The organism is Petroclostridium xylanilyticum, from assembly GCF_002252565.1.
Classification (GTDB): domain Bacteria; phylum Bacillota; class Clostridia; order SK-Y3; family SK-Y3; genus Petroclostridium; species Petroclostridium xylanilyticum.
Genome location: NZ_NPML01000007.1, coordinates 148,422 through 174,210, shown reverse-complemented (window position 1 = coordinate 174,210; position 25,789 = coordinate 148,422). Strand labels below are relative to the sequence as shown.

General features: G+C 36.3%; 29 protein-coding genes. All 29 read left to right on the top strand.

Features of this window, described 5'->3' with window-relative positions; translation table 11 throughout:
- Positions 1-98: 98 nt before the first annotated feature.
- The 29 genes from CIB29_RS04095 (at position 99) to CIB29_RS03950 (ending at position 25,275) form a co-directional block, all read left to right on the top strand.
- Entirely contained in the window at positions 99-1,154 is a 1,056-nt protein-coding gene (locus tag CIB29_RS04095) for a hypothetical protein (protein WP_198543743.1), read from the top strand.
- A 13-nt stretch (positions 1,155-1,167) separates the two neighbouring features.
- Complete coding sequence (locus CIB29_RS04090) at positions 1,168-1,911, top strand: type IV pilus modification PilV family protein (RefSeq protein ID WP_198543742.1); 744 nt, start codon at positions 1,168-1,170, stop codon at positions 1,909-1,911.
- 18 nt (positions 1,912-1,929) lie between these two features.
- A complete protein-coding gene (locus tag CIB29_RS04085; protein WP_094547025.1) occupies positions 1,930-4,341 on the top strand; it encodes a pilus assembly PilX family protein in 2,412 nt (803 codons plus the stop codon).
- A 123-nt stretch (positions 4,342-4,464) separates the two neighbouring features.
- Positions 4,465-7,296, top strand: a complete 2,832-nt coding sequence (locus CIB29_RS04080; RefSeq protein WP_094547023.1) for a DUF7305 domain-containing protein — start codon at positions 4,465-4,467, stop codon at positions 7,294-7,296.
- 105 nt (positions 7,297-7,401) lie between these two features.
- Complete coding sequence (locus CIB29_RS04075) at positions 7,402-8,019, top strand: IS607 family transposase (protein WP_094546561.1); 618 nt, start codon at positions 7,402-7,404, stop codon at positions 8,017-8,019.
- Positions 8,003-9,217: an RNA-guided endonuclease InsQ/TnpB family protein gene (locus CIB29_RS04070; protein ID WP_094546563.1), complete on the top strand. Its 1,215-nt coding sequence runs from the start codon at positions 8,003-8,005 to the stop codon at positions 9,215-9,217. The genes CIB29_RS04075 and CIB29_RS04070 overlap by 17 nt, the downstream gene beginning before the upstream one ends.
- Positions 9,218-9,319: 102 nt before the next feature.
- Positions 9,320-9,844, top strand: a complete 525-nt coding sequence (locus CIB29_RS04065) for a peptidylprolyl isomerase (RefSeq protein WP_157910198.1) — start codon at positions 9,320-9,322, stop codon at positions 9,842-9,844.
- 15 nt (positions 9,845-9,859) lie between these two features.
- The gene (locus CIB29_RS04060; protein WP_094547019.1) at positions 9,860-10,123 is read left to right on the top strand and encodes a late competence development ComFB family protein; all 264 of its coding nucleotides are present in this window, start codon (positions 9,860-9,862) and stop codon (positions 10,121-10,123) included.
- Positions 10,124-10,135: 12 nt separating this feature from the next.
- Positions 10,136-10,654 (top strand): shikimate kinase, encoded by a 519-nt coding sequence (locus tag CIB29_RS04055; protein ID WP_094547017.1) that lies wholly within the window; start codon positions 10,136-10,138, stop codon positions 10,652-10,654.
- 41 nt (positions 10,655-10,695) lie between these two features.
- On the top strand, positions 10,696-11,559 hold the full coding sequence (locus CIB29_RS04050; protein ID WP_094547015.1) for a TIM barrel protein: 864 nt from the start codon (positions 10,696-10,698) through the stop codon (positions 11,557-11,559).
- Positions 11,556-12,008, top strand: coding sequence for a type II 3-dehydroquinate dehydratase (gene aroQ / locus CIB29_RS04045; protein WP_094547013.1), 453 nt, complete (start codon positions 11,556-11,558; stop codon positions 12,006-12,008). The genes CIB29_RS04050 and aroQ overlap by 4 nt, the downstream gene beginning before the upstream one ends.
- A gap of 25 nt (positions 12,009-12,033) precedes the next feature.
- Positions 12,034-13,104: a M24 family metallopeptidase gene (locus tag CIB29_RS04040; protein WP_094547636.1), complete on the top strand. Its 1,071-nt coding sequence runs from the start codon at positions 12,034-12,036 to the stop codon at positions 13,102-13,104.
- A 180-nt stretch (positions 13,105-13,284) separates the two neighbouring features.
- Positions 13,285-13,842, top strand: coding sequence for an elongation factor P (gene efp / locus CIB29_RS04035; protein WP_094547011.1), 558 nt, complete (start codon positions 13,285-13,287; stop codon positions 13,840-13,842).
- Between the two features lie 129 nt (positions 13,843-13,971).
- On the top strand, positions 13,972-14,415 hold the full coding sequence (locus CIB29_RS04030) for a CD1247 N-terminal domain-containing protein (RefSeq protein ID WP_094547009.1): 444 nt from the start codon (positions 13,972-13,974) through the stop codon (positions 14,413-14,415).
- A gap of 279 nt (positions 14,416-14,694) precedes the next feature.
- Entirely contained in the window at positions 14,695-15,723 is a 1,029-nt protein-coding gene (spoIIIAA, locus tag CIB29_RS04025) for a stage III sporulation protein AA (RefSeq protein ID WP_094547007.1), read from the top strand.
- Complete coding sequence (gene spoIIIAB / locus CIB29_RS04020) at positions 15,713-16,234, top strand: stage III sporulation protein SpoIIIAB (RefSeq protein WP_157910197.1); 522 nt, start codon at positions 15,713-15,715, stop codon at positions 16,232-16,234. The genes spoIIIAA and spoIIIAB overlap by 11 nt, the downstream gene beginning before the upstream one ends.
- Before the next feature lie 252 nt (positions 16,235-16,486).
- Positions 16,487-16,681: a stage III sporulation protein AC gene (spoIIIAC, locus tag CIB29_RS04010; RefSeq protein ID WP_094547001.1), complete on the top strand. Its 195-nt coding sequence runs from the start codon at positions 16,487-16,489 to the stop codon at positions 16,679-16,681.
- A gap of 66 nt (positions 16,682-16,747) precedes the next feature.
- On the top strand, positions 16,748-17,134 hold the full coding sequence (spoIIIAD, locus tag CIB29_RS04005; protein ID WP_094546999.1) for a stage III sporulation protein AD: 387 nt from the start codon (positions 16,748-16,750) through the stop codon (positions 17,132-17,134).
- Between the two features lie 10 nt (positions 17,135-17,144).
- On the top strand, positions 17,145-18,311 hold the full coding sequence (spoIIIAE, locus tag CIB29_RS04000) for a stage III sporulation protein AE (protein WP_094546997.1): 1,167 nt from the start codon (positions 17,145-17,147) through the stop codon (positions 18,309-18,311).
- 9 nt (positions 18,312-18,320) lie between these two features.
- Positions 18,321-18,986 (top strand): stage III sporulation protein AF, encoded by a 666-nt coding sequence (spoIIIAF, locus tag CIB29_RS03995; RefSeq protein ID WP_094546995.1) that lies wholly within the window; start codon positions 18,321-18,323, stop codon positions 18,984-18,986.
- 11 nt (positions 18,987-18,997) lie between these two features.
- Complete coding sequence (spoIIIAG, locus tag CIB29_RS03990) at positions 18,998-19,597, top strand: stage III sporulation protein AG (protein WP_094546993.1); 600 nt, start codon at positions 18,998-19,000, stop codon at positions 19,595-19,597.
- Between the two features lie 12 nt (positions 19,598-19,609).
- Positions 19,610-20,200, top strand: coding sequence for a SpoIIIAH-like family protein (locus CIB29_RS03985; RefSeq protein WP_094546991.1), 591 nt, complete (start codon positions 19,610-19,612; stop codon positions 20,198-20,200).
- Positions 20,201-20,320: 120 nt separating this feature from the next.
- The gene (locus CIB29_RS03980; protein WP_094546990.1) at positions 20,321-20,734 is read left to right on the top strand and encodes an Asp23/Gls24 family envelope stress response protein; all 414 of its coding nucleotides are present in this window, start codon (positions 20,321-20,323) and stop codon (positions 20,732-20,734) included.
- Positions 20,735-20,900: 166 nt separating this feature from the next.
- Positions 20,901-21,311: a transcription antitermination factor NusB gene (nusB, locus tag CIB29_RS03975; protein WP_094546988.1), complete on the top strand. Its 411-nt coding sequence runs from the start codon at positions 20,901-20,903 to the stop codon at positions 21,309-21,311.
- A gap of 4 nt (positions 21,312-21,315) precedes the next feature.
- Entirely contained in the window at positions 21,316-22,278 is a 963-nt protein-coding gene (locus tag CIB29_RS03970; protein ID WP_094546987.1) for a Kae1-like domain-containing protein, read from the top strand.
- Entirely contained in the window at positions 22,279-23,487 is a 1,209-nt protein-coding gene (gene xseA, locus CIB29_RS03965) for an exodeoxyribonuclease VII large subunit (RefSeq protein ID WP_094546985.1), read from the top strand.
- Positions 23,488-23,501: 14 nt separating this feature from the next.
- Positions 23,502-23,741 carry an exodeoxyribonuclease VII small subunit gene (locus tag CIB29_RS03960; RefSeq protein ID WP_094547634.1) on the top strand — a complete coding sequence of 80 codons (240 nt, stop codon included), beginning with the start codon at positions 23,502-23,504 and terminating at the stop codon, positions 23,739-23,741.
- Positions 23,731-24,621 carry a polyprenyl synthetase family protein gene (locus CIB29_RS03955; RefSeq protein ID WP_094546983.1) on the top strand — a complete coding sequence of 297 codons (891 nt, stop codon included), beginning with the start codon at positions 23,731-23,733 and terminating at the stop codon, positions 24,619-24,621. The genes CIB29_RS03960 and CIB29_RS03955 overlap by 11 nt, the downstream gene beginning before the upstream one ends.
- A gap of 204 nt (positions 24,622-24,825) precedes the next feature.
- Positions 24,826-25,275: a divergent PAP2 family protein gene (locus CIB29_RS03950; protein WP_094546981.1), complete on the top strand. Its 450-nt coding sequence runs from the start codon at positions 24,826-24,828 to the stop codon at positions 25,273-25,275.
- The last annotated feature ends 514 nt before the right edge of the window (positions 25,276-25,789 follow it).

The window sequence follows — 25,789 nt, the reverse complement described above, 5'->3', positions numbered from 1 at the left end:
TAATAGGTATACTTGCTTTTATTTATTTTTTTATTTATTCTCCATTTGCCAATAAATTAGCTTTATTAAAACAGGAAGTAAAAAAATTACAAACGGACATGGATCAGCTTCAAGCAAAAGCTGTTAAAAAAGATCAACTTTCGAGTGAAATTAAATTTATCCGCTATGAATTGGAAAAAATAAATAACATTCTTCCCCCGAATATACTTCAGGAGAGAGTTATACTTATCCTGAAAGACCTTGAAAATATTACAGGTATCAAGCTTAATAACTTAGCCTTTACAGCTGCAGTTCCTTTAAATGCAGAAATTCCGGAAAAGAAACAAGAAAACGACAAGCAGCAAAATTTGCAAAATCAAATGACTACTCAACATACCAATCAAGGAGGCAATAAGACACCTGATAATACAGGGATTAAGATGCAGGTAAAAGCAAACTATACTGCTACTTATGCTCAGATAAAGAGTTTCTTGGAACAAGTAATGAATTTTACGAATAAGATAGTCATTACAGATATAAGTTTTAGTTCAGAAAAAGGCAATTACCTAACCGGCAGCGTGACGTTGAATTTTTATGGAATAAAAGACAGTACTCAAAAAATTCCTGAGTGGAATTTGGATTTAGAAAAAGGGAAAGACAATATTTTTCAGCCCTTTGAAGGCTATATTGTGCCACAAGCCGGAATACCTGTTTTTACAAGTAATTCTGCCGCCGGTGCACAGAAAAAATCTTACAGCGTAAAACCTTTTGATTTTTATATGGTACTTAATCCCATTACCGATGATGCACCCACTGTAATTTTAGGCAAGCATAAAAAAATTGGTTCCGAAATTTATGCAGACGGTAATAAAAATTCAAATGTGGAAATTCACATCAATGAACAAGATGGGAAATTTTATTACAGCTACAAAACAGAATATGGAAGATATCCTTCAGATAATAAAAATGAGGAGGAATTCATTCCTGTTTACCATGATCATATTGTTTTAAACATTATTTCAAGAAAGCGTCTTAATGAAAAAGACAATGCAGGGGCCGATATCAAGATATATAATAATACCAGTAAGAAAATAATAGTAAGAATTAACAAAGAGGAATGGAAATCAAGAGCCAATATTTCTTTTGAAGGTGATGGGGCTATTGAAAGGGAATAGTGTATTATTGAATTTGAGGAGAATTTTAGTTGTTGACAGGGGAATGTCTTTCATTGAAGTAATTGTGTCGGTTGCTATATTAGGAATCATGGCTATACCTTTTGCCAATATGTTTATTAGTTCCATAACAAGTAATTATGCTGCTCAAAAGGAAATGGAGGCTTACGCAATAGCCAACCAATTTATGGAGGCTGCGAAAGCAAATGATGTCCTGACCGAGGGTTCATCTTCTATGGACGTTGGAACAAAATATAGGGTAGATGTGGTCGTAGAAAGTCCGGTTACTTTAGCAACACAAGATGTTCCTGAAAGCATAGATGATGTGGATATAACGATGGATTTTACAGAGGGGAATTCCTTGAAGACGGGTGGGCATTCAGAAACCCTGTCAGGAAATATTGACAAAGAGATTCATGCCCACTCATCCGATATTGAATATGAAATAGATGCTGTTAAATATTCAGCAACAAGGCAGAATCACAACGTGCTTATAAAAGCTCCCTCCGCTTTTGATGAAAACATTGATAGCATAACCCTTAATTTTTATAATTATTCTGACCAGCTATTGACCATTTATAAAGAGAACGATGTCAGCCAAAAAATAAAAATTAAGGCTATGACCGGGGCAGTCAAAGTGTGGGATAACCTTGTATCATCTCAGGCCAAAACAAAAACATTAAAAATTACTGTAACAGTAATTGATTTAAATGCCGGCCAATCCTTAGTTCAACTGGTATCGGATAAGCTGCAGTATTAGGAATGTGAGAGAGTGCAAATGACGGGTGGTAAAATGGATAATTTCTTTAATATTATAAAGAAACAGCAAGGTTCGACCCTGGTTTTAGTAATGATGATTTTGCTTGTGCTGAGTATTCTTGGATTAGCACTGGTAACTGCATCTACGACCAATTATGTGATGAACAGGGCTTATGTTGATGCCAACCGGGCTTTTTACGGTGCCGATGATATTCTTGAACAGGTACATGCATTGCTGGAAAGCCAGTCCATAGAAGCGCAAAAATATGCAAAACAGGAAATAGAAAAGCATATGGCCGACCTCATTGCCATGTCTACGCTTATTGATGAAGTTACACAAGAAGAATATGTGGATGAAGAACTGCTGGAACAGAACATTCGTCGGTATTACCACGAGAAATATAACGAATATATCTTCAGTGAAGAAGTGGGGGAAGGAGTAAACAGACGGGATGGCGGCAAGAGAATAATAGAAAATACCTTTGCTGCATTAAGAGTTGAATATACCATGCCGGATGCCCCTCCCCAAAATCCCGAGGATGACATAGACAATATTATAGTAACTAAGACCTACACAATTAACAGTGCTCTAAAAAAGGTTAAAGCCGTATTTCAATTATTAAAAGAGCCGCAACAGTTGGCTGTCAGCAAAACTGTACTAAGACAGAAAAATCCCGTTTGGACAAGGCCTGTTACCACAGAAGGGGATTTAATTGTGGTTGGAGGCAAGGTGACCATAGAAGCTGCCAAAAGAAAACATAACGACAAAGATATTTACCTTGATGCTGTTTACGCATGGGGGACCAATCCCGGACGTTTAGGAAACAACAATCAGCCGGGTGAAAAATATGGCGGCGTAGTTGCCGGGCTGGAGCCTGAAATTGCGACAAATTTATTAGGTGAGAAAGCAGTGAATATTGGTATGACGACCGATGGCAACGGAAATGTAGATAGTGCCAATACTGCTAACTATAGGTCGGGTAAAATTGAAATAAAGGGCAATGTATATACCAATGGATACATTCATACTGCATACGGAACTGCTACCCAACCTTCTTCTATTTTGATTGATATTTATCAAAATCAGGATGACAAAGACCATCCGGGGTCCGATAATTTAGATGCTCTGGCAAATGCAGAAAATATTGGCAATGTATTTGCAGAATCCATTCAAACTGAAAAAACCTGCGAAGGAAATGAAAATGTTTATGGGGGAAGTATTACAGTTAGCGGCGATGTTAAATTGACAGATGATATTGAATTGAACGGTATTGCCAATCGAATTGACGTAGAGGGAAGTTTTTACGGCATAAGTACGGGAGACCCCACAGGAAACTTTTTCAATAAAAGTTCGGCAATCCTCTATAAAGACCTGACCTATAGGTCCAAAATCAATATTGGAAGATATGTCTTTGTTGCTGGCGTGGCGTATATTGAAGATGTTGTAAAAGACGGCACTCCTTATGGGTATCCGTATCCTATTCCCTATATGACAGGAGAAAGTGCAGCAATAGCAGGAAATTATTATGCCTATAAATATTACTGGAATGAAGAGGATAGAGAAGCCAATATGGATGATGACTGGAATATTGGCGGATATACTTATCCTATGTATTCCGGCGTTGCTGGAGCAAACGGGCCGAATGACTGCGGGTCAAACCGTCGGGAACGGTTTATGGAGTATGTAAGAAAACAATATGCCGATAGCACTACCTATACTTCACCCATTGGAATGGGGGCAGAATATCTGACAATAGGGACCGGTGTTGGGGGAGTAAAAGGGTATTCTCTTGGTGTTCTTCCTGCCAATGGATACGTTTATCGACCGGATTTTCAAGGTGCTGAATCCAACGGGCTCATTGTTGGATTTGATAAGTACAATTCGTTTGTTTTTATTACGCTGATTGACACATGGAAGAAGCAGTACAATAGTGCTACTTATATATTAAAGGAAAAATCACCCGGTTTTATCAATGATGCTAATACAGTTAAAACAAGCAGTGAATTTGACCATTTAGTTGAAAGCGGTTCATATAACATTAATTACGATATAACCGGTAATAAATGTTTAATTATAAAAACAACGGAAGCAGATACGGTAATTGATATGAGCAGTTTGCCCAAAGAAAATGGCATAGTAAAAGGTCTTATTTTTACCACCGGAAATTTATATCTCTACTCGTCCTCCGATGTCCAATTTGAAGGTGCAATCGTTGCACAGGGCAATATTGTATTTTTCGGAGATAAAATAAAAGAAATCAAGTATAATGAAGAAGCTGTAATTAATGCCATTAACACTAACGAGGATGCAGTGAAATTTTTTTCAAAAGGGAACAAGTTATTGCCGGGAGAAGTTAAATTTGATGCTATTATGGTAAAAACTCAAAAGACCAAAAATGTAAAAATAGTGGATTGGAAAGAGATACGTTAAAAAGACTATTTAATGAATATAAAAATGTTAAACATAAAACATAAAACTGCAAAGAAGGGGGTGGACAATCTGATTATTTAAGATGTTCCTTTTAAAGACATAATAAATAGTCAGATAAGAGGTATGAAGAAATGGATAAGCGGTATGCTGGTTTTTTTAATATTTTGTACATTGCTCACCGGAAACGCTGCAGCTTTGTCGACAAATGCGAATGATGTAGAATTGGAATTTCTCTATGCTGTTTTTGCCAAAAGCAAAATCTCATTAAACGGGAGTAGTAGAATAACAGGAGATGTAGGGATAAATACTGCCGATATCACTATGGGCAACGGCAAGCAATGCATAATTGATGGAAAACTTTTTATTGGTCCGGGGCAAAGTGTAAATTATAACAGCAGCAAAATTACCGGTGGGGTTTTTAACCTCGCTTCGGAGCAATTCTTTGCCCTTCCGGAGTTTTCTCAACTGCCATCGGATATTCCCCAAATGGGTGAATTGACCATAAAAAGTACATATACCATTAAACAAGATGCATGGTATGAGAAACTTTCAATTGTAAGTGACGGGACTTTGACAATTGATGTGGGCAGTGGTGACCGAATTATAAGAATAGGGACTTTAAACTTTTCACAAGGCCATATCAAGATTAATGGGACAGGAAGGTTATTTCTGTTTGTAGAAAATGCATTTTCTATAAAGGGTTCTAGTACCTTGAATAGACAAGGGGACTCGGGTAGAATACATGTGTATGTAGAAGGTGCAGGAACTGTAGAATTATCAGGAAACGCAAGAGTGGCAGGTTCTATCTATGCTCCTAATGCCAATATAGACATCCAAGGAAGTGCACAACTTGAAGGCAATATTGTTGCAGGAGGAAATAGTATTACGTTAAGTGGCAATACACCTGTCATAGGTGCAGTGTATGCGCCAAATGCAAAGGTTGAAATATCCGGCAGTTCCAAAGTTGTCGGTGCAATGGTCTGCAATGAAATAGACATTATCGGTAACTCGGAAGTGCAATTTGAACAGGTGAATTGTACGATACCTGAAGTTCTATTAGGTCCGAAAGTGACAGATAAAGACGCTTTATCATATTCTTTTGAAGATGACAAGGTTATTTTACGATGGAAAGATATGGACGCAGATTACTATTTATTATGGTTTCAGGACGAGAAAATTGATAATATTTTTCGGCATATGCCAATTAACATCGAGGATGAAGGCAAGTACTTGGATGAGAATTTTAATAATCTTAATATTGTCCAAAAAGCGCTTGTTTTGACAAGATTACAAATTAAATTGGAAACAATCAAGCGAAACCTTGAAGAAGAATTAGACAATCCGGCAACTCCATATACTAGGAAGCAAAAGGTTCGGGAATTTTTAAGAAGATTGAATATCTTTCTTGACTACTTAGTTTCTTTAATCCAAGGAAAAGACCCTGCTGCACAACATTATCTGCAAAAAAAAGACGGCTATTATGCTTATGAAGTATCAAACCTTGAAGACAAAATATATTATGCGGCTTTAAAAGCATATAAAGATCGAAAATTGTTTGACCGAAGCGAAAGTGAGTTAATGACCGTTACTATTGATTTGAGGCTGCCGCAATCAATACAGGTTATTCCTAATGCCCAAATAAATGCCGATAATACCTATAAAGTTACGGTGCAGTATATTCCATCTGAGTCATTGCCCGAAGTGACTTATGAGCTGTATAAAAGGATGGAAGGTAGCGATTGGACTAAAGTTGTACCCACAGGTACAACAGAAGATAGTTTTGTATATACCGAAGAAAACCATCAGAAAATATATTATAAGGTTGTAGCAAGAAACAAAATTAACCACACAGTTGAAGCTGGTGCGGGCAATTCAGTCTTTCTGGATTTAAGAAAGGCACCGTCTCCCGGCATTACTGCGAGATATGATAAGCAAGAACAACAAATAAATTTAACGATAGATGTCACTGATGCCGAAGGCATAACCAAAAAAATGGAGATTTATAAAAATGGTGTGCTGGTAGAGACCATAGAAAACGGGTTGTCACAAACCTGGAATGACAGCAGCGTTGTAACAGGTGAGACCTATACGTATCAGGTTTTTGCATTAAACCAATATGGCGTAAAGACCGCATCCAATACTGAAACTATTACGGTTGAAAAAGACATGATGGAGAAGCCGTCCATTCTTGAGGTGAATGTTTTTGAAAAGGATGTTCAGGACGGGGAAAAGAAATATGATGTTCAAGTAAAGTATACGGTTGATTCCAATGCAAAATACTATCACTTATTTATAGAAGGCAAAGCTGATCCGGTCGGGGAAAAAGAAGTAGTTCAAGGTTTGACTAAAGATTCAATAAGTTTTGAGACTTCATCAACTTCTTTTGAAGTTTACGTAAGGCCGATAGATAAAAACGGAGAATATGGAGAAAAATCAGAGTCTGTTGAGTTTGATAAAAATATTTTGTTCGAAGCCGTAAAGCCAAATAAAAATATAACCTCATCCGAAGTATATATTGTTGGAGACGACGTTACTTTCCAACTGACGGTTAATAGTAACAAAGACATGAAGAATGTTAAATTGGATATGACATTGAATGATAACGCTTCGGCGGTTTTTTATGAAAATAATATAAGAATTATTGATAATGAAGAGATAGATAGTTCTGCTGTTCATATGGAGAATAGCGGTAATGTGCTTGCCGGAACGTACCGGTTGTACGATGAGGAATACAATGAAGATGATGTACAAACCATTTTGAAAGCCAATAAAACCTATCAGTTTGTATTTAAAGTTAAAACGAATACAGACTTGGAGATTGGCCGGATAGAAAATGTTAGGAATCTTTTTAAACTTACCTATGAAGAAGAATTAGAAGGAGGAACCGCTTGTTCCGTGTCCTATAACAAGAATATGGATATAAAGGTGTATACTATAGTACCTCAATTAAGGTAATGATGTTTGGAGGTTGACAACAGTTAATAAAAAGTTATAAAAAGTCATAAATTAATGTTGACATTTATAATTTAGTATAGTCTAATACAATTAGAGGTGGTTAATGTGAAGTATTATACTATACATGAGTTTTCTAAATTAGTTGGAAAAACTCCTCAAACATTAAGAAACTGGGACAAAAAAGGATTACTTATTCCACATCATACAGGTGCTAATGGATATAGATATTATTCGCATGATCAATTAAAACAAGTATTAAATATTAAAGAAGATAAAAAATCAAAAGTTATTATAGGATATTGCCGAGTATCTTCGTATAAACAAAAAGACGATTTACAACGACAAGTTGAAAACATGAAATTATATTTAGACAAACAAAATAAAAATTATGAAATAATTGAAGATATAGGCAGTGGGATTAATTATACTAAAAAAGGATTAAGAACATTATTAAGAAAAATAGTCAACAATGAAGTTGAAAAAGTCGTTGTTCTTTATAAAGATAGATTGTTAAGATTTGGTTTTGAATTGGTGGAATATATATCTAATCTGTATGGATGTGAAATTGAAGTAATAGATAGTACAGAAAAAACTGAACAACAAGAACTTGTTGAAGATTTAGTGCAAATAATAACTGTATTTTCTTGTAAACTTCAAGGTAAAAGAGCAAACAAAGCACGTAAAATGATTGAGGAGTTGACCGAAGATGATAAAGACAATTAGAGTACAATTATTACCTAACAATAAACAAAAGACTTTATTAAAGAAATGTGCAGATGTAGCACGATGGGCTTATAATTGGGCTTTATCTAAGCAATTAGAAAATTTTAAAAACGGTGGCAAGTTTATAAACGATGAAGAGTTAAGAAAGGAACTAACACAACTAAAGAAAAATCCTGAATATAATTGGTTAAATGAAGTTTCAGCACAAATACCAAAACAAGCAATAAAGGATTTATGCATAGCTTATAAAAACTTTTTCAGAATAGAAAATAAACATTATTCTGAAAAAACTAAGAAAAAAGCATTAAGACAAGGTAGACAATTGACAGTTTATGATTTAGAAGGACATCCAAAATTTAAAAGCAAAAAAGATGTACAACAAGGGTTTTATCACAGAGAAGATTTAGGACATTTAAAATTTAAAGGTGATAAAGTAAAACTTGAAAAGATAGGATGGATTAAACTATCTGAAAATAGAATCGAATTACAAACAGCGGAAAAATTTTATAATCCAAGAATAAAATTTGATGGTTTTAATTGGTTTATAACCGTAAGTATTGATTATAAACCTACCAACAACCAAAAGTATTCAGATGGAATAGGCATTGACTTAGGAGTTAAAGATTTAGCAGTAATTAATGATGGTAGAAAAATACCTAATATTAATAAGAGTCAAGAAATAAGAAGATTAAATAAAAAATTAAAAAGACTCCAACGTAAATTATCAAGAAAATATGAAAAACAAAAAGAAGGAGGTGTAAACCGTTATAAGAAAACTAAAAACATTATTAAGTTGGAGTGCCTTATTCGTAAAGTCCATAAAAAAATAAAAGACATTCGTACAAATTATTTACATCAAGAAACTGCTAAACTGGTGAAAGCCAAGCCAGAGTTTGTGTGTATGGAAAATTTAAATATTAAAGGTATGGTTAAAAACCATAAATTAGCAAAATCCGTACAAGAACAAATGTTTAGCGAGTTTCGTAGAATAATGGAATATAAATGTAAATGGAATCATATTAGGTTTATAGTAGCAGACAGGTATTATCCATCAAGCAAGACATGTAGTGAATGTGGATATATTTTAGATAAGATGTCTTTATCAACAAGAAAATGGGTGTGTCCTGAATGTGGAATAATGCATGACAGAGATATAAATGCAGCTATAAATCTAATGAAATATGGAAAATCAGCATAATTCACTTAACGAATTATGTTGGTATGTACGGTGTCGTTACATCGGAATTTAAGCCTTTGGAGAGTCATACCAAACGCAAGTAGAATTCCGAAAGCGGACTCTATGAATAAGGAAAAGAACATAAAAGTTATAAAATTTATAACTTTTTATAAGTTTCTTATAACGGAAATAAGGCATTTTTATAATTCCAACCGTGATAATTATGAATACAGAACAATCAGCCATATTTATATTTCAAACTTAAAGCGAACTGATGCCGAGGCTGTGAAATTGGCTGCAGAAGTTTCACAAAAAGCAAAAAGCGGGCAGGATTTTTATCAATTAAAAGGTACTTATTGTGAGGAACTTACTGACAAAAATGATTATATGTATGAGTTTAAGCGTGGTACTAGGGAAAAATTATTTGAAGACATTGTTTTTTCATTATCAGTAAATCAGGTGAGTAATCCAATTAAAACATCATATGGTTATTACATTGTAAAAGTACTAGAGAAAAATTATTATTCTTATGATTCAGTAAAAGAGCAGATTAAGAAAGAGTTGAATTTTAGCAAAAACTATTCCGTAATGCTGCAAACAATAGAGCAATGGTTTAAAGAAGCAGAAATAAAAATAAATATTAATTAGTTAGGGGGAATATAAATGCACCTGAAAAACTACATGGAAGAAGTCGTATTTAATATGCTGGAAAGAGTATTAAATGACATTCATTGCTGTACCTGTGAAAAGTGTTTAATGGACATTGCTGCCCTTGCACTGAATCATTTGCCGCCCAAATATGTTGTTACCGAAAAGGGTGAACTGTATACAAAGGTAAATACTCTCCAGCAGCAATGTGAAGCTGATGTTACCGCTGCCATTATCAAAGCGGCTGAAATAGTGAAAAAAAATCCAAGACACAAATAGATGGAGGTTAGGATGAAACAAAATATTGTTCTTACCGGTTTCATGGGGACGGGAAAGTCAACCGTTGGAAAGCATGTGGCCGGTGAATTGGATATGGGATTTATTGATACGGATCATATCATTGAGCATGAGCAAGGGATGACAATTTCAGAAATATTCTCTCAAAAAGGTGAAGCATATTTCCGGGAGCTGGAGAGCAAGGTTGTTGAAAAGGTTGCACAGCAGGAGAACATGGTAATTGCAACGGGTGGTGGGGTAGTTCTCAGATCTGAAAACATGCAAAATCTCAGGAAGAATGGGATTATAATCCGGTTAAAAGCAGATGTTGAAACCATACTGAGAAATACTTCCCAAAATAGCAACAGACCTCTTTTACAGCATGGTGATTTAAGAAGTAGAATAGAGGCAATATTAAACCAAAGGGAAGCGTATTACAGCAATAATGATTATGAAATAGATGTTTCACTATTAACTGTAGAGCAGGTTGTATCGATGATTATGAATATATACAGGAAAGAAATGGAAAAATAATATTTGATACATTTCTATTGAAGTTGTGAAAGGAGAAACAGATGGCAGCAAAGTTCGGTCCTTCGGGAAATTCGGATATTTTTTATGAACAGGGTTATAAATCATCGCTTCAGATGCCGGAATGGCTTAAAAATATGGGGCTGGATGCTTATGAATACCAGTGCAGCAAGGGCGTCAATATTTCAGAGAAAACTGCCAAAAAACTGGGTGAAAACGCCAGGGCTTTTGGTATTGAATTAAGCGTACATGCCCCTTACTATATTAACCTGGCAAGCATTGAGGCGGAAAAAAGGGAGGGCAGCAAAAGATATATCATTGAAACAATGACAGCAGCCCGCTGGATGGGTGCAAAAAGAGTAGTAGTACACCCCGGTTCATGCAGTAAAATCAATAGAGAAGCAGCTTTAGAATTGGCAAAAGATACATTGAAAGAGGCACTTAAGGAGGCGGATGCTCTAGGGTTGGACGACATACATATATGTCCCGAAACATTAGGGAAGATCAACCAGTTGGGAACGCTTGAAGAAGTGATGGAACTCTGCAAAATTGATGAAAGACTTATACCCACTATTGATTTTGGACATATACATGCACGGGGATTGGGCTGCCTGGTTGGTAAAAGTGATTTTGAGAAAGTTTTTGATATTATTGAGAATTCGTTGGGCAGTGAAAGATTAAAAAACTTTCACAGCCATTTCAGCCGTATAGAATTCACTTCCGGGGGGGAAAAGAAGCACTGGAGCTTCTGCGATATAGAATATGGTCCGGAATTTGAACCGGTTGCTGAGATTGTCTATAAGAGAAATCTCAGTCCTGTAATTATATGTGAGTCGAGAGGTACTATGGCGGAAGACGCTTTAGAGTTAAAGAAAATATATATGAAGAAAGTGGGGAGTGGGGAGTGAAGAGTGAAGAGAAAAAGATACTGGTCATCCACGGGCCGAATTTGAACCTGTTGGGTATCAGGGAAAAAGGGATATATGGGACAGAAACCTTTGACAGCATAAACGATAGGATTAGACAGGAAGCTGAAAAACTAGGCGTTCAGGTTGATATTTTTCAGTCAAATCATGAAGGTGAAATTATTGATAAAATCCATGCTGCAATGGGAGTATATGGAGGAATTGTTATCAACCCGGGTGCATACACTCATTATAGTATAGCCATAAGAGATGCAATAAAGGCTGTAAGCATCCCTACCGTTGAAATTCACCTATCCAATGTTCATGCAAGAGAAGAGTTCAGAGCCAAATCTGTGATTGCTCCGGTGTGTGTAGGGCAGATAAGCGGGTTTGGGGGAGACAGCTACATATTGGGACTAAATGCTGTCATTATGAAGTTGAATGCAAGATGAGGCTAAGAAAGTTGGTGTGTTAATGATTCTACAAACACGATTAAATAATTTGCAGGAAAAGCTAAAAGAGAAAAATTTAGATGCTGTAATGATTACTAACTCTGTTAACCGGTCGTATATCACCGGTTTTTATGGTACGGCAGGGTATGGAATTGTTACACAGGATGGTGCTTTTCTACTTACCGATTTTCGTTATACCCAACAGGCAGCAAAGCAAGCGACCTATTTTGAAGTAATTCAGTTTGAAGGAACACCCTTCGAGTCAATCAATCTTTTGTTAAAAAAGCATCATATAAAAACATTAGGTTTTGAAGATAAAGATATAACTTATTCTCAATATGAGCAGTTTAAAGAAAAACTTGAGACAGCAGAATTAATTCCTATAGAGGATTTAATTGTAGACTTGAGAAAAATTAAAGATGAAGCAGAAATCAGCAGGATGAAAGAAGCGGCAAGAATTGCTGATCTGGCATTTTCACATATCATAAAAAATATTAAGCCTGGGATGACTGAGCTTGAGGTGGCTTTTGAACTGGAATTTTTCATGAGAAGAAGTGGTGCAAAAGCTTTATCCTTTGACATGATTGTGGCTTCAGGGGTTCGTTCCTCACTCCCCCATGGAGTGGCTACTGATAAAAAAATTGAAACGGGAGACCTTGTTACACTGGATTTTGGATGCATATTCGAGGGTTATTGCTCGGATATGACAAGAACCATTGGAATAGGAACCCTTAATGAAAAACAGAAAGAAATATATAATATTGTCTTAGGGGCGCAAAAGAAAGCCCTTGAATCAGTAATCCCTGGCAAAAAGGGGAGAGAGATTGATAAAATAGCGAGGGACATTATTGCTGGTTATGGCTATGAAAAGAATTTTGGACACGGTTTAGGCCATGGTGTAGGTAGAGAAATCCATGAAGCCCCCCGGTTATCTGTACTGAGCGAAGAAATACTTAAGCCGGGAATGGTAGTTACCATTGAACCGGGAATCTATATTGAAGGCTTTGGAGGTGTCAGAATAGAAGATATGGTTGTAGTAACGCAAGAAGGGATAGATAACCTCACATCATCTACCAAAGAATTATTAATAATTTAGTTGTTTAGCAAAATTATCCTTGAAATTTTACTGATTTTAATTTAAACTATTGTAGACAATACTATAAATAAAAGCATTATGAAGATTAGGTTTATAGAAGTATAAAGCTATTATGATTAAGAGGGTGCATTTTCACTATCTTAATCTCAATCTTCAAATAAATAACGGAGGGATTTACTAATGATATCTGCAGGTGAATTTAGAAACGGTATAACTTTTGAATTAGATGGTAATGTTTATCAGATTGTTGAATTCCAGCATGTAAAACCTGGTAAGGGAGCTGCTTTTGTTAGAACCAGGCTAAAAAATGTTATCACCGGTGCTGTTGTAGAAAAAACCTTCAGACCTACGGAAAAAATGCCTAAGGCACACATTGAAAGAAAAGATATGCAATATCTTTACAATGATGGCGGTCTTTACTATTTTATGGATCAGGAAACCTACGAACAATTACCTCTTAATGAGAGCCAACTAGGAGATGCTCTTAAGTTTGTGAAGGAAAATATGGTTGTTAAAATACTTTCATATAAAGGTAATGTATTTGGCGTAGAACCTCCTAACTTTGTTGAATTAGAAGTAACAGAAACAGAACCCGGTTTCAAGGGTGATACGGCGACAGGTGCGACAAAACCTGCTACGCTTGAGACAGGAGCTACTATCAACGTTCCTCTTTTTATCAATCAAGGAGATATAATCAGGGTAGATACAAGAACTGGAGAGTATATGGAAAGAGTTTAATGGTAATAATATCAAATAGTTATTGGTTCGGGGGTTGTATTTGGTAATAAATAGGTATATTGATTAAATATGTATATTTATTAACTGTTAACCACCAACCATGAACTATATTTATAGGAGGATGACACCATGGAATATTTAGGTGAAAGAGTTGCGTACCTGAAGGGACTTGCAGAAGGTCTAAAGATTGATGAAAATACTAACGAAGGAAAACTGCTTAAAAATATTATCGATATTCTTGCTGATTTTGCAGAAGCGATTACCGACCTGGAAGATTCCCATGCTCAATTAAGTGAGCATGTGGAAGATATCGATGAAGACCTTGCTCAACTGGAATATGAAGTATATGATGATGAAGACGAGTATGATGATTATGATGAAGATGAAGACGATGAAGATGAGGAGATAGAATATTTCGAAGTTGAATGTCCTAATTGTCATGAAACCGTATATTTAGATGAAAACATGTTTGATTCCGAAGATGAAGAGGAAATAATTTGTCCAAACTGTAAAGAACCTATTGAAATCGAGTTTGAATGTGACTGTGGCCATGATCATGACCATGAGCATTAAATTTTTAACCTAGCGAAAAGGCTGTAGAGCCTGTTAACGAAGTGGAGGAAAAGTCGCATCACCTGTTTGAGCGATAGCGAGTTTGATGCGACCCGGAACGAGTTTACAGGCTCTAAGCTTTGTAGCTTAGTTCTTGGAATCATATTTAAGCTAGCGCAACACGTTAAATTAAGATAAAGGATATTGAAATTAAAATTTTAATTTCAATATCCTTTATTTTTTTGTTCTAAAAGTGGACAAAGTATAATATTTATATTTATGAGAGAGGGGGCACGTACCATGATAATAGCTAATGAAAAAATAACAAAAATCAGTTGTTATAAGAATGTAGACAGGAGTACCAAAGACATCATTCAAAATGATATACTTCTATGTCTATCAACTGACATTAGAAATATCATTAAAAAGATACCCCAACATGTACTACAGCCGGTTGAGGAGATCCGGTTAAGAGTATATAAGCCTCTTATGCTGTATGATAACGCAATGGGATGGTTTGTTACTCCAGAAGGTAAATTTAGTGAAGATGAGTCTTTTGCATATATTGTTACGCAGGAAGATATAAATAAAACCTTGGAATTAATGAGTAATAACTCAATTTATGCTATTCAAGAAGAATTAAAAAATGGGTTTATTACAATTGCAGGAGGTCACAGGGTAGGAATTACCGGAAAAGTTATAACAAGCAACAATAAAATATCATTGATAAAAGATATATCCGGAATGAATATTCGCATTTCAAAGCAAATTATTGGTGCGGCAGACGATGTAATGAAGCATATAGTCAAAGGAAGCAATAGCGTTGAAAATACGTTAATTATCTCACCCCCTCAATGTGGAAAAACTACCATGTTAAGAGATATAGCCAGGCAGCTTAGTTATGGAATAAAAAGCCTCCATTTCCATGGAATAAAAGTAGGCATTGTAGATGAACGGTCTGAAATTGCCGGGTGTTATAAAGGGGTTCCACAGAATGATATAGGACCCAGGACCGATGTGTTGGATGCATGTCCGAAAGCATACGGGATGATTATGATGATACGGTCTATGTCTCCCACTGTTATTATAACTGATGAAATTGGGACGGAAGAAGATATAGTCGCTATGAGACAGGTTCTAAATGCAGGGGTGAAAATCATAACTTCCATTCATGGCTATAGCCGGCAGGATATCATAAAACGTCCTATCCTTGGAAGGCTGCTTGTTGAAAATATATTTGAAAAGATAATCGTATTGAGCAAGTCCAGAGGGACAGGGACCATTGAAGAAGTATTCGATGGGAGAGGTAGGGGATCGTATGATACTTAAAATTATCGGTTGTATTCTAATCATTGGATCTACAACCATTATGGGATATTCCCTGGCGAACAAGTATGCAAAAAGGCCTGAGGAATTAAGGGCACTCCAGGCAGCACTTCAGATGCTGGAGGCGGAGATAGTATTTTCTGTAAATCCTCTTCCGGATGCTTTTGAAAAAATATCCAGGTATGTACCTGAGAGCATTAAACAGATTTTTGAATATTCCTCACATTTATTAAAACAAAGGACCGGGATGACTGCCCGGGAAGCCTGGGCTCTATCCATCAATAAACTCAGCAGGGATATGCATTTGCAGAAGGAGGATAAAGAAATTCTTATTGCCTTTGGAAACTCCCTGGGGTGTTCTGACAGGGAAAATCAAATTAAGAACATCCACCTTGCCTGTTCTAAACTTTCAATGGAAGAGAAAAAGGCGGAGGTGTTGAAGGAGAAGAATGAGAGACTTTATAAAAATCTAGGATTATTAGGCGGATTATTAATTGCATTACTGTTAATATGAAAATAGTGGGGAGTGGACAGTGGGGAGTGGGGAGTAAAACCGAAACCACAGAAAAAGTCCGGTTTAGCAGGAAGAAGGGATGCGACTTGGGGACGGTTTGTCTGTCGAATGCGCTTTTCATGCGACTGAGGAACCGTCCCCATGTCGAAGCTGTGCCGAGCTTGCCCGGCGTGGCAGTTAGTATGAAAACAGTTCGGAGCTCGGAGTTTGCGGAATAAATATTTTCACTATTACGAAATGGAGGAATATTATATGGGAATTGATTTGATATTCAAAATTGCTGCAATAGGTATACTGGTCTCAGTACTTAATCAATTATTAATAAGATCAGGTCGGGAAGAACAGGCGATGCTTACAACTCTTGCGGGTTTAATCGTAGTTTTGTTAATGGTTATAAGAGAAATAAGCAATCTATTTGATACAGTAAAGACCATGTTCAGATTATAGTTTTCATTTCAGTTTTCTGTGAACTTTTAACTGTGAACCGTGAACTTAATTTATGAAGGTGAAATTATGGAAATATTACAGGTAGTAGGTTTGGGAATGGTGGCAGCAATTATTTCGATTGTCATCAAAGGTCAACGGCCGGAAATCTCCATGCAAATCAGTATAATAACCGGGGTTATTATTTTTATTCTGATTGCTGCAAATCTTTCTACAGTGTTAAAGCTGCTGGAAGGAATCGCGAATAAAGTAGATTTGGATTTAATCTACGTAACAGCAATCATAAAAGTTATTGGAATCGCATATATATCCCAATTTGGGGCAGAAGTTTGCAGGGATGCAGGGGAAGGAGCAATAGCATCCAAGATAGAGTTTGCGGGAAAAATATTGATTATTGTAGTAGCCGCTCCTATTATACTGGCACTGTTAAACTTGCTTGTTGAGATTTTACCATAAGGAGAAAAATATGAGAAAGATACTGCTTTTTATAATTTTATTATTAATACTTGCAACCACCACTGCTTTAGCAGACAATGAAACAAGAGATCTTATTGAGGAACAATATGAAGCAGCTGGTGTAGAAAAGATAAAGGATGTTGCTGATAAAGTAATTGACCCCCAGACAAGACAGGTCATTCCCGATTTTAATGTTGAAAAGATTACCAAGGATTTATCTGCGGGAAAACTTGAGTGGAATATGGATTCACTGTTTAAAAAGGTTCTGGGCCTTTTACTCAAAGAAATATACTTGAATGCAAAAATAATGCTTCAATTAATTGTCTTAGCGATTATTTGCGGCATACTAACCAACCTTCAAAGTTCTTTTGGAAAAGAAGGAGTGGGGGAAGTTGCATTTTTTGCCTGTTATATTTTTTTAGTGGGAGTTATGATAAAGAGTTTCACTTATGCAGTAAATTTAGGAAGGGATGTAATTGACAACATGGTAATGTTTATGCAATCCATGGTACCCACTTTAATGACCCTTTTAATATCTACGGGAAATATTACTTCTGCGTCCATTTTTCAGCCGGCCATATTATTCTCTGTGCAGATTATTGGAACAATCATAAAAAATTTTCTAATTCCCGTTTTGTTTTTTACCACAGCACTTTCGATGGTTAATAATATTTCAGATAAATTTCATGTTACAAAATTAATTGATTTTATGAAACAATTGGGGAAATGGTGCCTTGGGATATTGCTTACAGGCTTTATTGGAGTTATCACAGTTCAGGGATTGGCTTCTTCAGTAGTCGATGGAGTTGGCAGCAAAACAGCAAAGTTTGCCGTGGGGAACTTTATTCCGGTTGTAGGGGGGATTTTATCTGATGCTGTGGATACGGTAATTGGTTGTTCCTTGATTTTAAAAAACGCCATAGGAATTGCAGGGCTTATCATTATTGTTTTGATTTGCTTTATTCCAGTAGTAAAAATAATGGCTTTAATAACAATTTACCGCCTCACTGGAGCTATTATCGAGCCAGTCTCAGATAAAAGAATTGTTCAGTGTATAACCGATTTGGGAAATTCCCTTACTTTGATCTTTGCAATGGTGGTCTCGGTAGCAGTAATGTTTCTATTATCTATAACAATAGTAATTGGTGCAGGCAATATATCTGCGATGTTCAGGTAGGTGAAGAGGATGGACATAGTAAGAAACTGGGTTATAAATATTATAACTGTTATAATAGTGTCGTTCTTTGCAGAAATTCTTATGCCCAACGGTAATTTTAAAAAATATTCCAAGCTGGTAATAGGTTTGATAGTAATGGTCATGATCATAAAGCCGGTAGTACAAATATCAAACAGTGAATTGCTGCTTAATAAAATTACCCTGGAAATCAGTAACTATATTGACAAAGCAAGAATTGCAGAGCAAAGCAAAATAATGGAGGAAAAGCAGGCACAACAGATTATAAAAACATATCATGCTAACCTGACGGATCAGGTTAAACAAAGAGTTAAAGTAATGAGCGAAGCGTATGAGCCGGAAGTAAGAGTCAATGTAGATACTAATTTAAAAAGCAGCGGCTTTGGATCAATTAGGGAAATAGAGATCTCGTTGTTGCCCGATAGGGGTAACAAAGTAGTTGCGGCAATAGCACCTGTAAGACCTATGAAAGTTAATACTCGTTCTCAAAATATCAACCAACAGGAAACTTCTGCGAAACAGACTAATGCTTCACAGCAAGATATACTTACAAAAGAAGAAGAACAGTTGAGAATGAAAATAATAGATGGTTTGCAGGCTGTATATAATATACCCAGGGAAAATATAAAAATACACGTTAAGAAAAATGTACAGTGAGGAGGATTCGTATGGATTGGTTAAAAGATATTTCAAAAAAATATTTTACAAAAGAGCAGAATATTGTTAGCTTAACTGTAATATTAATTATTGGAATCATTATTGTAATAGCGAGTGGAAGCTTTTTTAAGGATAATAAGAAAAATACACCTGACTCTGTTCCGCTTACAGCAAACACAAACTTAACTAAAGCAAAAAATACTGAAGATACCTATGGAGATCAATTGGAAAATAAACTGGAGTCCATTCTTTCGCAGATTGAGGGGGTAGGAAAAGTATCTGTTATGATTACATTTTATTCAGGCTCCGAGATAGTGCCTGCAATAGACACACGGAATGGAGAAACTGTTACAGAAGAGAGTGACAACCAGGGGGGGAATCGAAAAATTACGGCAACTGAAAAAGAAAATAAAACACTTATTATTAATGAACAGGGGGGGCATCAAAAGCCTCTAATATTAAAAGAGTTACAACCAGCGGTAAAAGGGGTGATAGTTGCAGCAGAAGGGGCAGCGGATTTGAGGACAAAATCCAATATTTGTGAAGCAGTGAAAACTGCCTTGGGAATACCGGCACATAAGGTGCAGGTTTTTGTAAAATTAAAAAATTAGGGGGTAAATAAAATGTTGGTTATTAAAAAGAGACAGGTTGTTATTATAGCTTTGATAATTATGATACTGGTTGCAGGGTATTTAAACTGGTCCTATAAAAAGGACATGGAAAGTGTTCCTACCATAAGTCAGGACACCGAGGCATCATCCCAAAAAAACTTAGGGGAGGCAAAACTTGTAAATGGCAATTTGGAAGCAGAAAGTTCTTCTATGGAACAACAGGACCAAAAGGTAGTGGTTGATACGGGCAGCAGCAATAAATATTTCCTGGAAGCCAGAATGCAGAAGGAAAGCACAAGAAGCGAGGCTTTAGAACTGCTGCAATCCATCGTAAATGACCAAAATTCACCGAAGGAATCAAAAACAAAGGCACAAAATGAAGTGATCAAGATGGCTAAAGCGATGGAGACCGAGGCAATTATCGAAAATCTCATCAAGGCTAAAGGTTTTAAAGATACGGCTGTATTTATTAACGAAGGCAATGTAAACGTTGTTGTACAATCGGACGGGTTAATACCTTCCCAGGTAGCCCAGATCCAGGATATTGTTGTTACACAAACGGGGATAGCTGTTGAAAAAATAAAAATAGTAGAAGTGAAGTAAATAATATTCATTAACTAAAAAATATGCCCCAAAAATTATATATATTTGTAGATATTATATTTTTTTGGTATAATGGATAAGAGGCATTATTTTAGCATTAACACATGAGGAGGGAATAACGTGGAAGAGAATCAGATCATCACAAATGAGGAAATCGGTAATGTTAAGATCGCCGATGAAGTTGTCGCTATCATTGCAGGTTTAGCTGCGACGGACGTAAAAGGCGTAGCGGGAATGAGCAGTGGAATAGCCGGCGGCATCGCAGATATGCTGGGAAGAAAAAACCTTACTAAAGGAATTAAAGTAGATATTAAGGAGAAAGAAACTTTCATTGACCTGTACATAATTGTAGAATACGGATGCAGAATTCCTGAAGTTGCCTGGGAAATTCAAGAAAAGGTTAAGAAGACCGTAGAAACAATGACGGGATTAAAAGTTGGTAAAGTAAATATACATATTCAAGGTGTAAATACCGATAAAGAAACAAAAAAGGAAATACTCCCCAAAGAAGAAGAACAACAAAAATCAAAATAATTGCAAAAACCCTCAAATTAGAGGGTTTATTTTTATTTTAAAATAAATTATAATGGTAAATAAGCCAAATTAGATGGATAAGTTTTTCCAAATGGATTAAAATAGATTTTAGATACAATAACACATATAAATTACCTCAGCCTATAACATTTAAGGAGGATATATCATGAGCAGAAGGGCAGCAAGGGAAGAAGCTTTTAAATTACTTTACCAGATGGACATTCATAAGGAAGACAAAGATGAAGTTTTAGAAACCTTTTTTAAAGAGAATAATTTTGAAGATGGTGATAAAGCGTATATACAGGATGTTGTTACCGGAACCATGAAACACATTGATGAAATTAACAGTTTGATAGAGAAAAACACGATAGGATGGAAAATAAATCGAATATCCAAAGTAAATATGGCCATTTTACGTCTTGCTGTATTTGAAATGCTTAAGAGGGAGGATATTCCAATGAGTGTTTCCATCAATGAGGCGGTAGAACTGGCTAAAACTTATGATAATGTAGAGTCTGGTGCTTTTATAAACGGAGTATTAGGTTCCATAAGTAAACAACTGCAGGTCCGGAGTTAAAAACATGTTGCTTTCACTGGGTATAGATACAAGCTGTTATACTACTTCAATCGCTGTTGTAGATGAGAAAGAAAACTTAATAGCCAATTGCAGAAAGCTGTTATCCGTCAAATCCGGTGAAAAGGGTTTGCGTCAGTCGGATGCGCTATTTCAGCATGTAAAAAACCTACCTGAACTTATAGAAGAAATAAGGAAAAATGTTGATATTAGAAACGTAAATGTAATTTCGGTCAGCTCTAAGCCGAGACCGGTTAACGACTCATACATGCCTGTTTTTTTAAGTGGGATCGGTTTTGCAAAAGTGATCGCTGAGACTCTGCAGATACCCATAAAATATTATAGCCACCAGGAAGGACATATGATGGCAGGTATATGGTCAGCAGGAGTCAGGAGCCTGTTAAATCGTAATTTTCTCTCTTTTCATATATCGGGAGGGACTACAGAACTACTATATGTAAATAGAATAGAGAATGGATTTGACATTAAAATAATAGGGGGTACCAGAGATTTACATGCCGGGCAATTTATAGATAGAGTTGGTGTTTCATTAGGTCTGCCTTTTCCCTCCGGGCCATATCTGGAGAAAATGGCTTGTGAGGCAGAGAAAAAGGTTCGAATTCCCATATCAACACAAGATTTATGGATTAACTTTTCCGGACCTGAGACCCACGCCCAGCGTTTAATTTCTAAAGGGGAAAATCCCAATGAAATTGCCCTGGGAGTAATAAATTGTATTTCAGTCTCAATACAAAGAGTTCTTGAGAGTGCAGTGAACCAGACCGGAGTCAGGGATATATTAATGGTTGGGGGAGTATGTTCCAATAAGATTATGAAAGAATATTTAACCGGGAGTTTTTACGGAAAAGCAAATGTTTATTTTGCCCAGCCGGAATTTTCTACTGATAATGCAGTAGGCATAGCACTATTAGGACTGTATAATATGGTGGGAAGTGAGGTTTTTAAATAAATGAGTAAACATATTTTATCAGTAAGTGAAATCAATAGCTACATAAAAACACTAATGGACCACGACTTGGTGTTATATGGTGTATTGATACGGGGGGAAATATCCAATTTTAAACTGCATTATTCAGGCCATATATATTTAACTCTCAAAGATGAATACAGCCTCATCCGTGCGGTTATGTTTAAAAGTGCGAATTGCCGGCTAAAATTTAAGCCGGAAAATGGTATGAAAGTAATTGCTGAGGGAAGGATTACAGTATATGAAAGAGATGGCCAATACCAACTATATATAGAAGATATGCAGCCGGACGGTGTTGGCGCTTTACATATTGCTTTTGAACAACTGAAAGCCAAGCTGCAGCGTGAAGGCTTGTTTGATAAAGAAAGGAAAAAGCCGCTGCCATTATACCCTCAAAAAATTGGAGTGGTAACATCACCAACAGGAGCTGCAATAAGGGACATATTAAATATATTAAAGCGCCGTTTTCCTTGTGCTCAAGTATTTATTTACCCTGTGCTGGTGCAAGGGGAACAGGCTTGTTATCAAATTGTGGAGGGCATTAACTACTTTAATCAATCTAAAACAGTAGATGTGATCATTATAGGAAGAGGTGGAGGGTCTATAGAGGAATTGTGGGCTTTTAACGAGGAAATAGTTGCCAGGAGTATTGTGATGTCTGCTATTCCTATCGTATCTGCTGTAGGCCATGAGACTGATTTTACCATTTCTGACTTTGTTTCTGACCTAAGAGCACCAACGCCTTCAGCAGCTGCAGAAATTGTAGTTCCTTCCCGGTATGAATTAAAGGATAAAATAAATAATCTTCAGACAAGATTATTTTATTCCTTTAATAAAGGGATAGAAAGCAAAAGGCTAAAATTAAAAAATTTAATCCAGTCCCCTTCTTTTCGAAATCCATTGGATAAGATTTATGAAAATAGACTTTTGTTAGATACAGTTAGTAAAAATTTGATAAAAAATATCCAATTAAAAACTAAAATAAGGAGGGAGCTTTTAAAATCAATATGCGGCAAACTGGATGCTTTGAGTCCTCTGGCTGTATTGTCAAGAGGCTATGCAATTGCCAAAGGGAAGGATAATAAAATACTGAGGTCCGTTGATAGTGTGACACCGGGAGAAAACATAGAACTTCAGTTATCTGATGGAAGTATATATTGTAAGGTGGAGAGCTTGGTAAAGGAGGAATAAAGGTGGAATTCTCAATGAATTTTGAAGAGTCATTAAAAAAATTGGAGGATATTGTACGGCAACTGGAAGAAGGCGAATTGACACTTGAACAGTCATTAGATTTTTTTCAGCAAGGAATAATGTTATCTAAAATTTGTTCAAAGATGTTAGATGAAGCAGAACAAAAGGTTAATATCTTGATAAGGGATAAAAACGGGGGAATATCGGAGCAGCCTTTTCAAAGTAACCAGGAGGAAGCAGCAGATGGATTTTAAACAAAAGTTGATGGATAAAATAAATTTGGTGGATAAATATCTGGAAATATATTTACCGGAAAGAGAAAATTATCAAAAAAATATTTACCATGCTATGAAATACAGTATATTTGCCGGGGGAAAAAGATTGCGTCCGGTGATCACCCTTGCTTGCTGTGAAATTGTTGGAGGAAACGAGATACTGGCTATTCCTTTTGGATGTGCAATAGAAATGATTCATACCTATTCACTTATACACGACGATTTACCGGCGATGGATAATGATGATTACAGAAGGGGTAAGTTGACAAATCATAAAGTATTTGGTGAGGCAATTGCTATATTGGCTGGAGATGCCCTTTTGAATAAAGCTTTTGAAATAATGACTGAGGAATCATTGAAAAACAATATTGATTTAAGAAGAGCAATGCATGCAATGTCTGTTATAGCAAAGGCAAGTGGCAGTGAAGGAATGATTGGTGGGCAAGTGGTTGACTTGGAAGCGGAGAATAAAACAATTGACCGGCAGCATCTGGAATATATGCATCTGCACAAAACCGGAGCATTAATTATGGCAGCAGCAGAAGCAGGTGCTATTATCGGTGGTGCGGCGGAAGATGAATTACAGGCATTGAAAACATATAGCAAGAATATTGGATTAGCTTTTCAGATTAAAGATGACATATTGGATATAGAAGGGGTGCAGGAAAAATTAGGAAAGCCCACAGGTAGTGATATAAATAATAACAAGTCAACGTTTATAACGTTAATGGGAATGGACAAGTCTAAAACTTTGGTAGAGAGCCTGACTCAAGAGGCGATTGAACAGTTAAAGATATTTGATGATCGAGCATGTTTTTTAACACAACTTGCTCAGTACCTGGTAAATAGAGAAACATAGTATGAAAATAGTGGGGAGTGGGGAGTAAAATCGAAACCACAGAAAAAGTCCGGTTTAGCAGGAAGAAGGGATGCGACTTGGGGACGGTTCGTCTGTCGAATGCGCTTTTCATACGACTGAGGAACCGTCCCCATGTCAAAGCCCTGAGCATTATTTGTGCCGAGCTTGCCCGGCGTGGGCGTTAATATGAAACGAGGGGGGATAATGGTGGACAACATCAAGTTCTTGTTTTTTAATAATGATATTATTACGACATCGGTAATAGCATGGTTTATCGCTCAATTTCTAAAAGTTGTTTTTGTATTGATTGGACAAAAGAAAATTGATTTTTCAAGATTTATAGGTGCAGGTGGGATGCCCAGTTCCCATTCAGCCTTTGTAGTCTCCCTTGCAACATCTGTGGGGAAAAAAGTCGGGCTGGATTCGGTAGAATTTGCAATTACTTTTGCTATGGCAATGGTAGTGATGTATGATGCTTCCGGAGTACGTAGAGCAGCAGGCCAGCAGGCACGTATTTTAAATAAGCTTGTCCAACAATGGGGAAAACATGACCCTCATTTTGTTGAAGATAAATTAAAGGAATTACTTGGACATACACCCTTTGAAGTATTGGTTGGTGCTTTGTTAGGAATGGCGATAGCATTAGCGAGATAAATATGAATTGAAAATTGAGAATTGAAAATTGGCAATTAAAAATACAGATAAAGACAAAGGCAAAGATAAAAAATAAAGAGAATTAAAGTATTAATTTATATAACAGAGAATAAAGCATTTATAATGTAATATTTATTTTCAATTCTCAATTCTCATTTCTTAATTTATACCGTTTTGCTTTACAATATTTTATATTTATGTTATGATATGTGTCTTGAAAGAAATACGGTGGTGCAGTATTCTAGTCAGATCTACTGGTTCCTAAGACGGGCCTAAAAATCCGTTAAAGGGCACATCGATGAAGTTCCTTGTGTTAGCTTTCGACGCCCAGTCGGGGGTTAGTGCTGGGAGTTAAGGTTGAGGGGCGATCTGCAATGGCATGCGGGCGTTGACCCCTCTTCCGTGGAGACCTATGATCGTGGTTTGCTTCAGAGTATTGCTTAACATACCGGAGAAAGTACGACTTAGGATTAAACCTGTTATGCGGTACTTTTTGCGTGCTGTGAACAGAGTA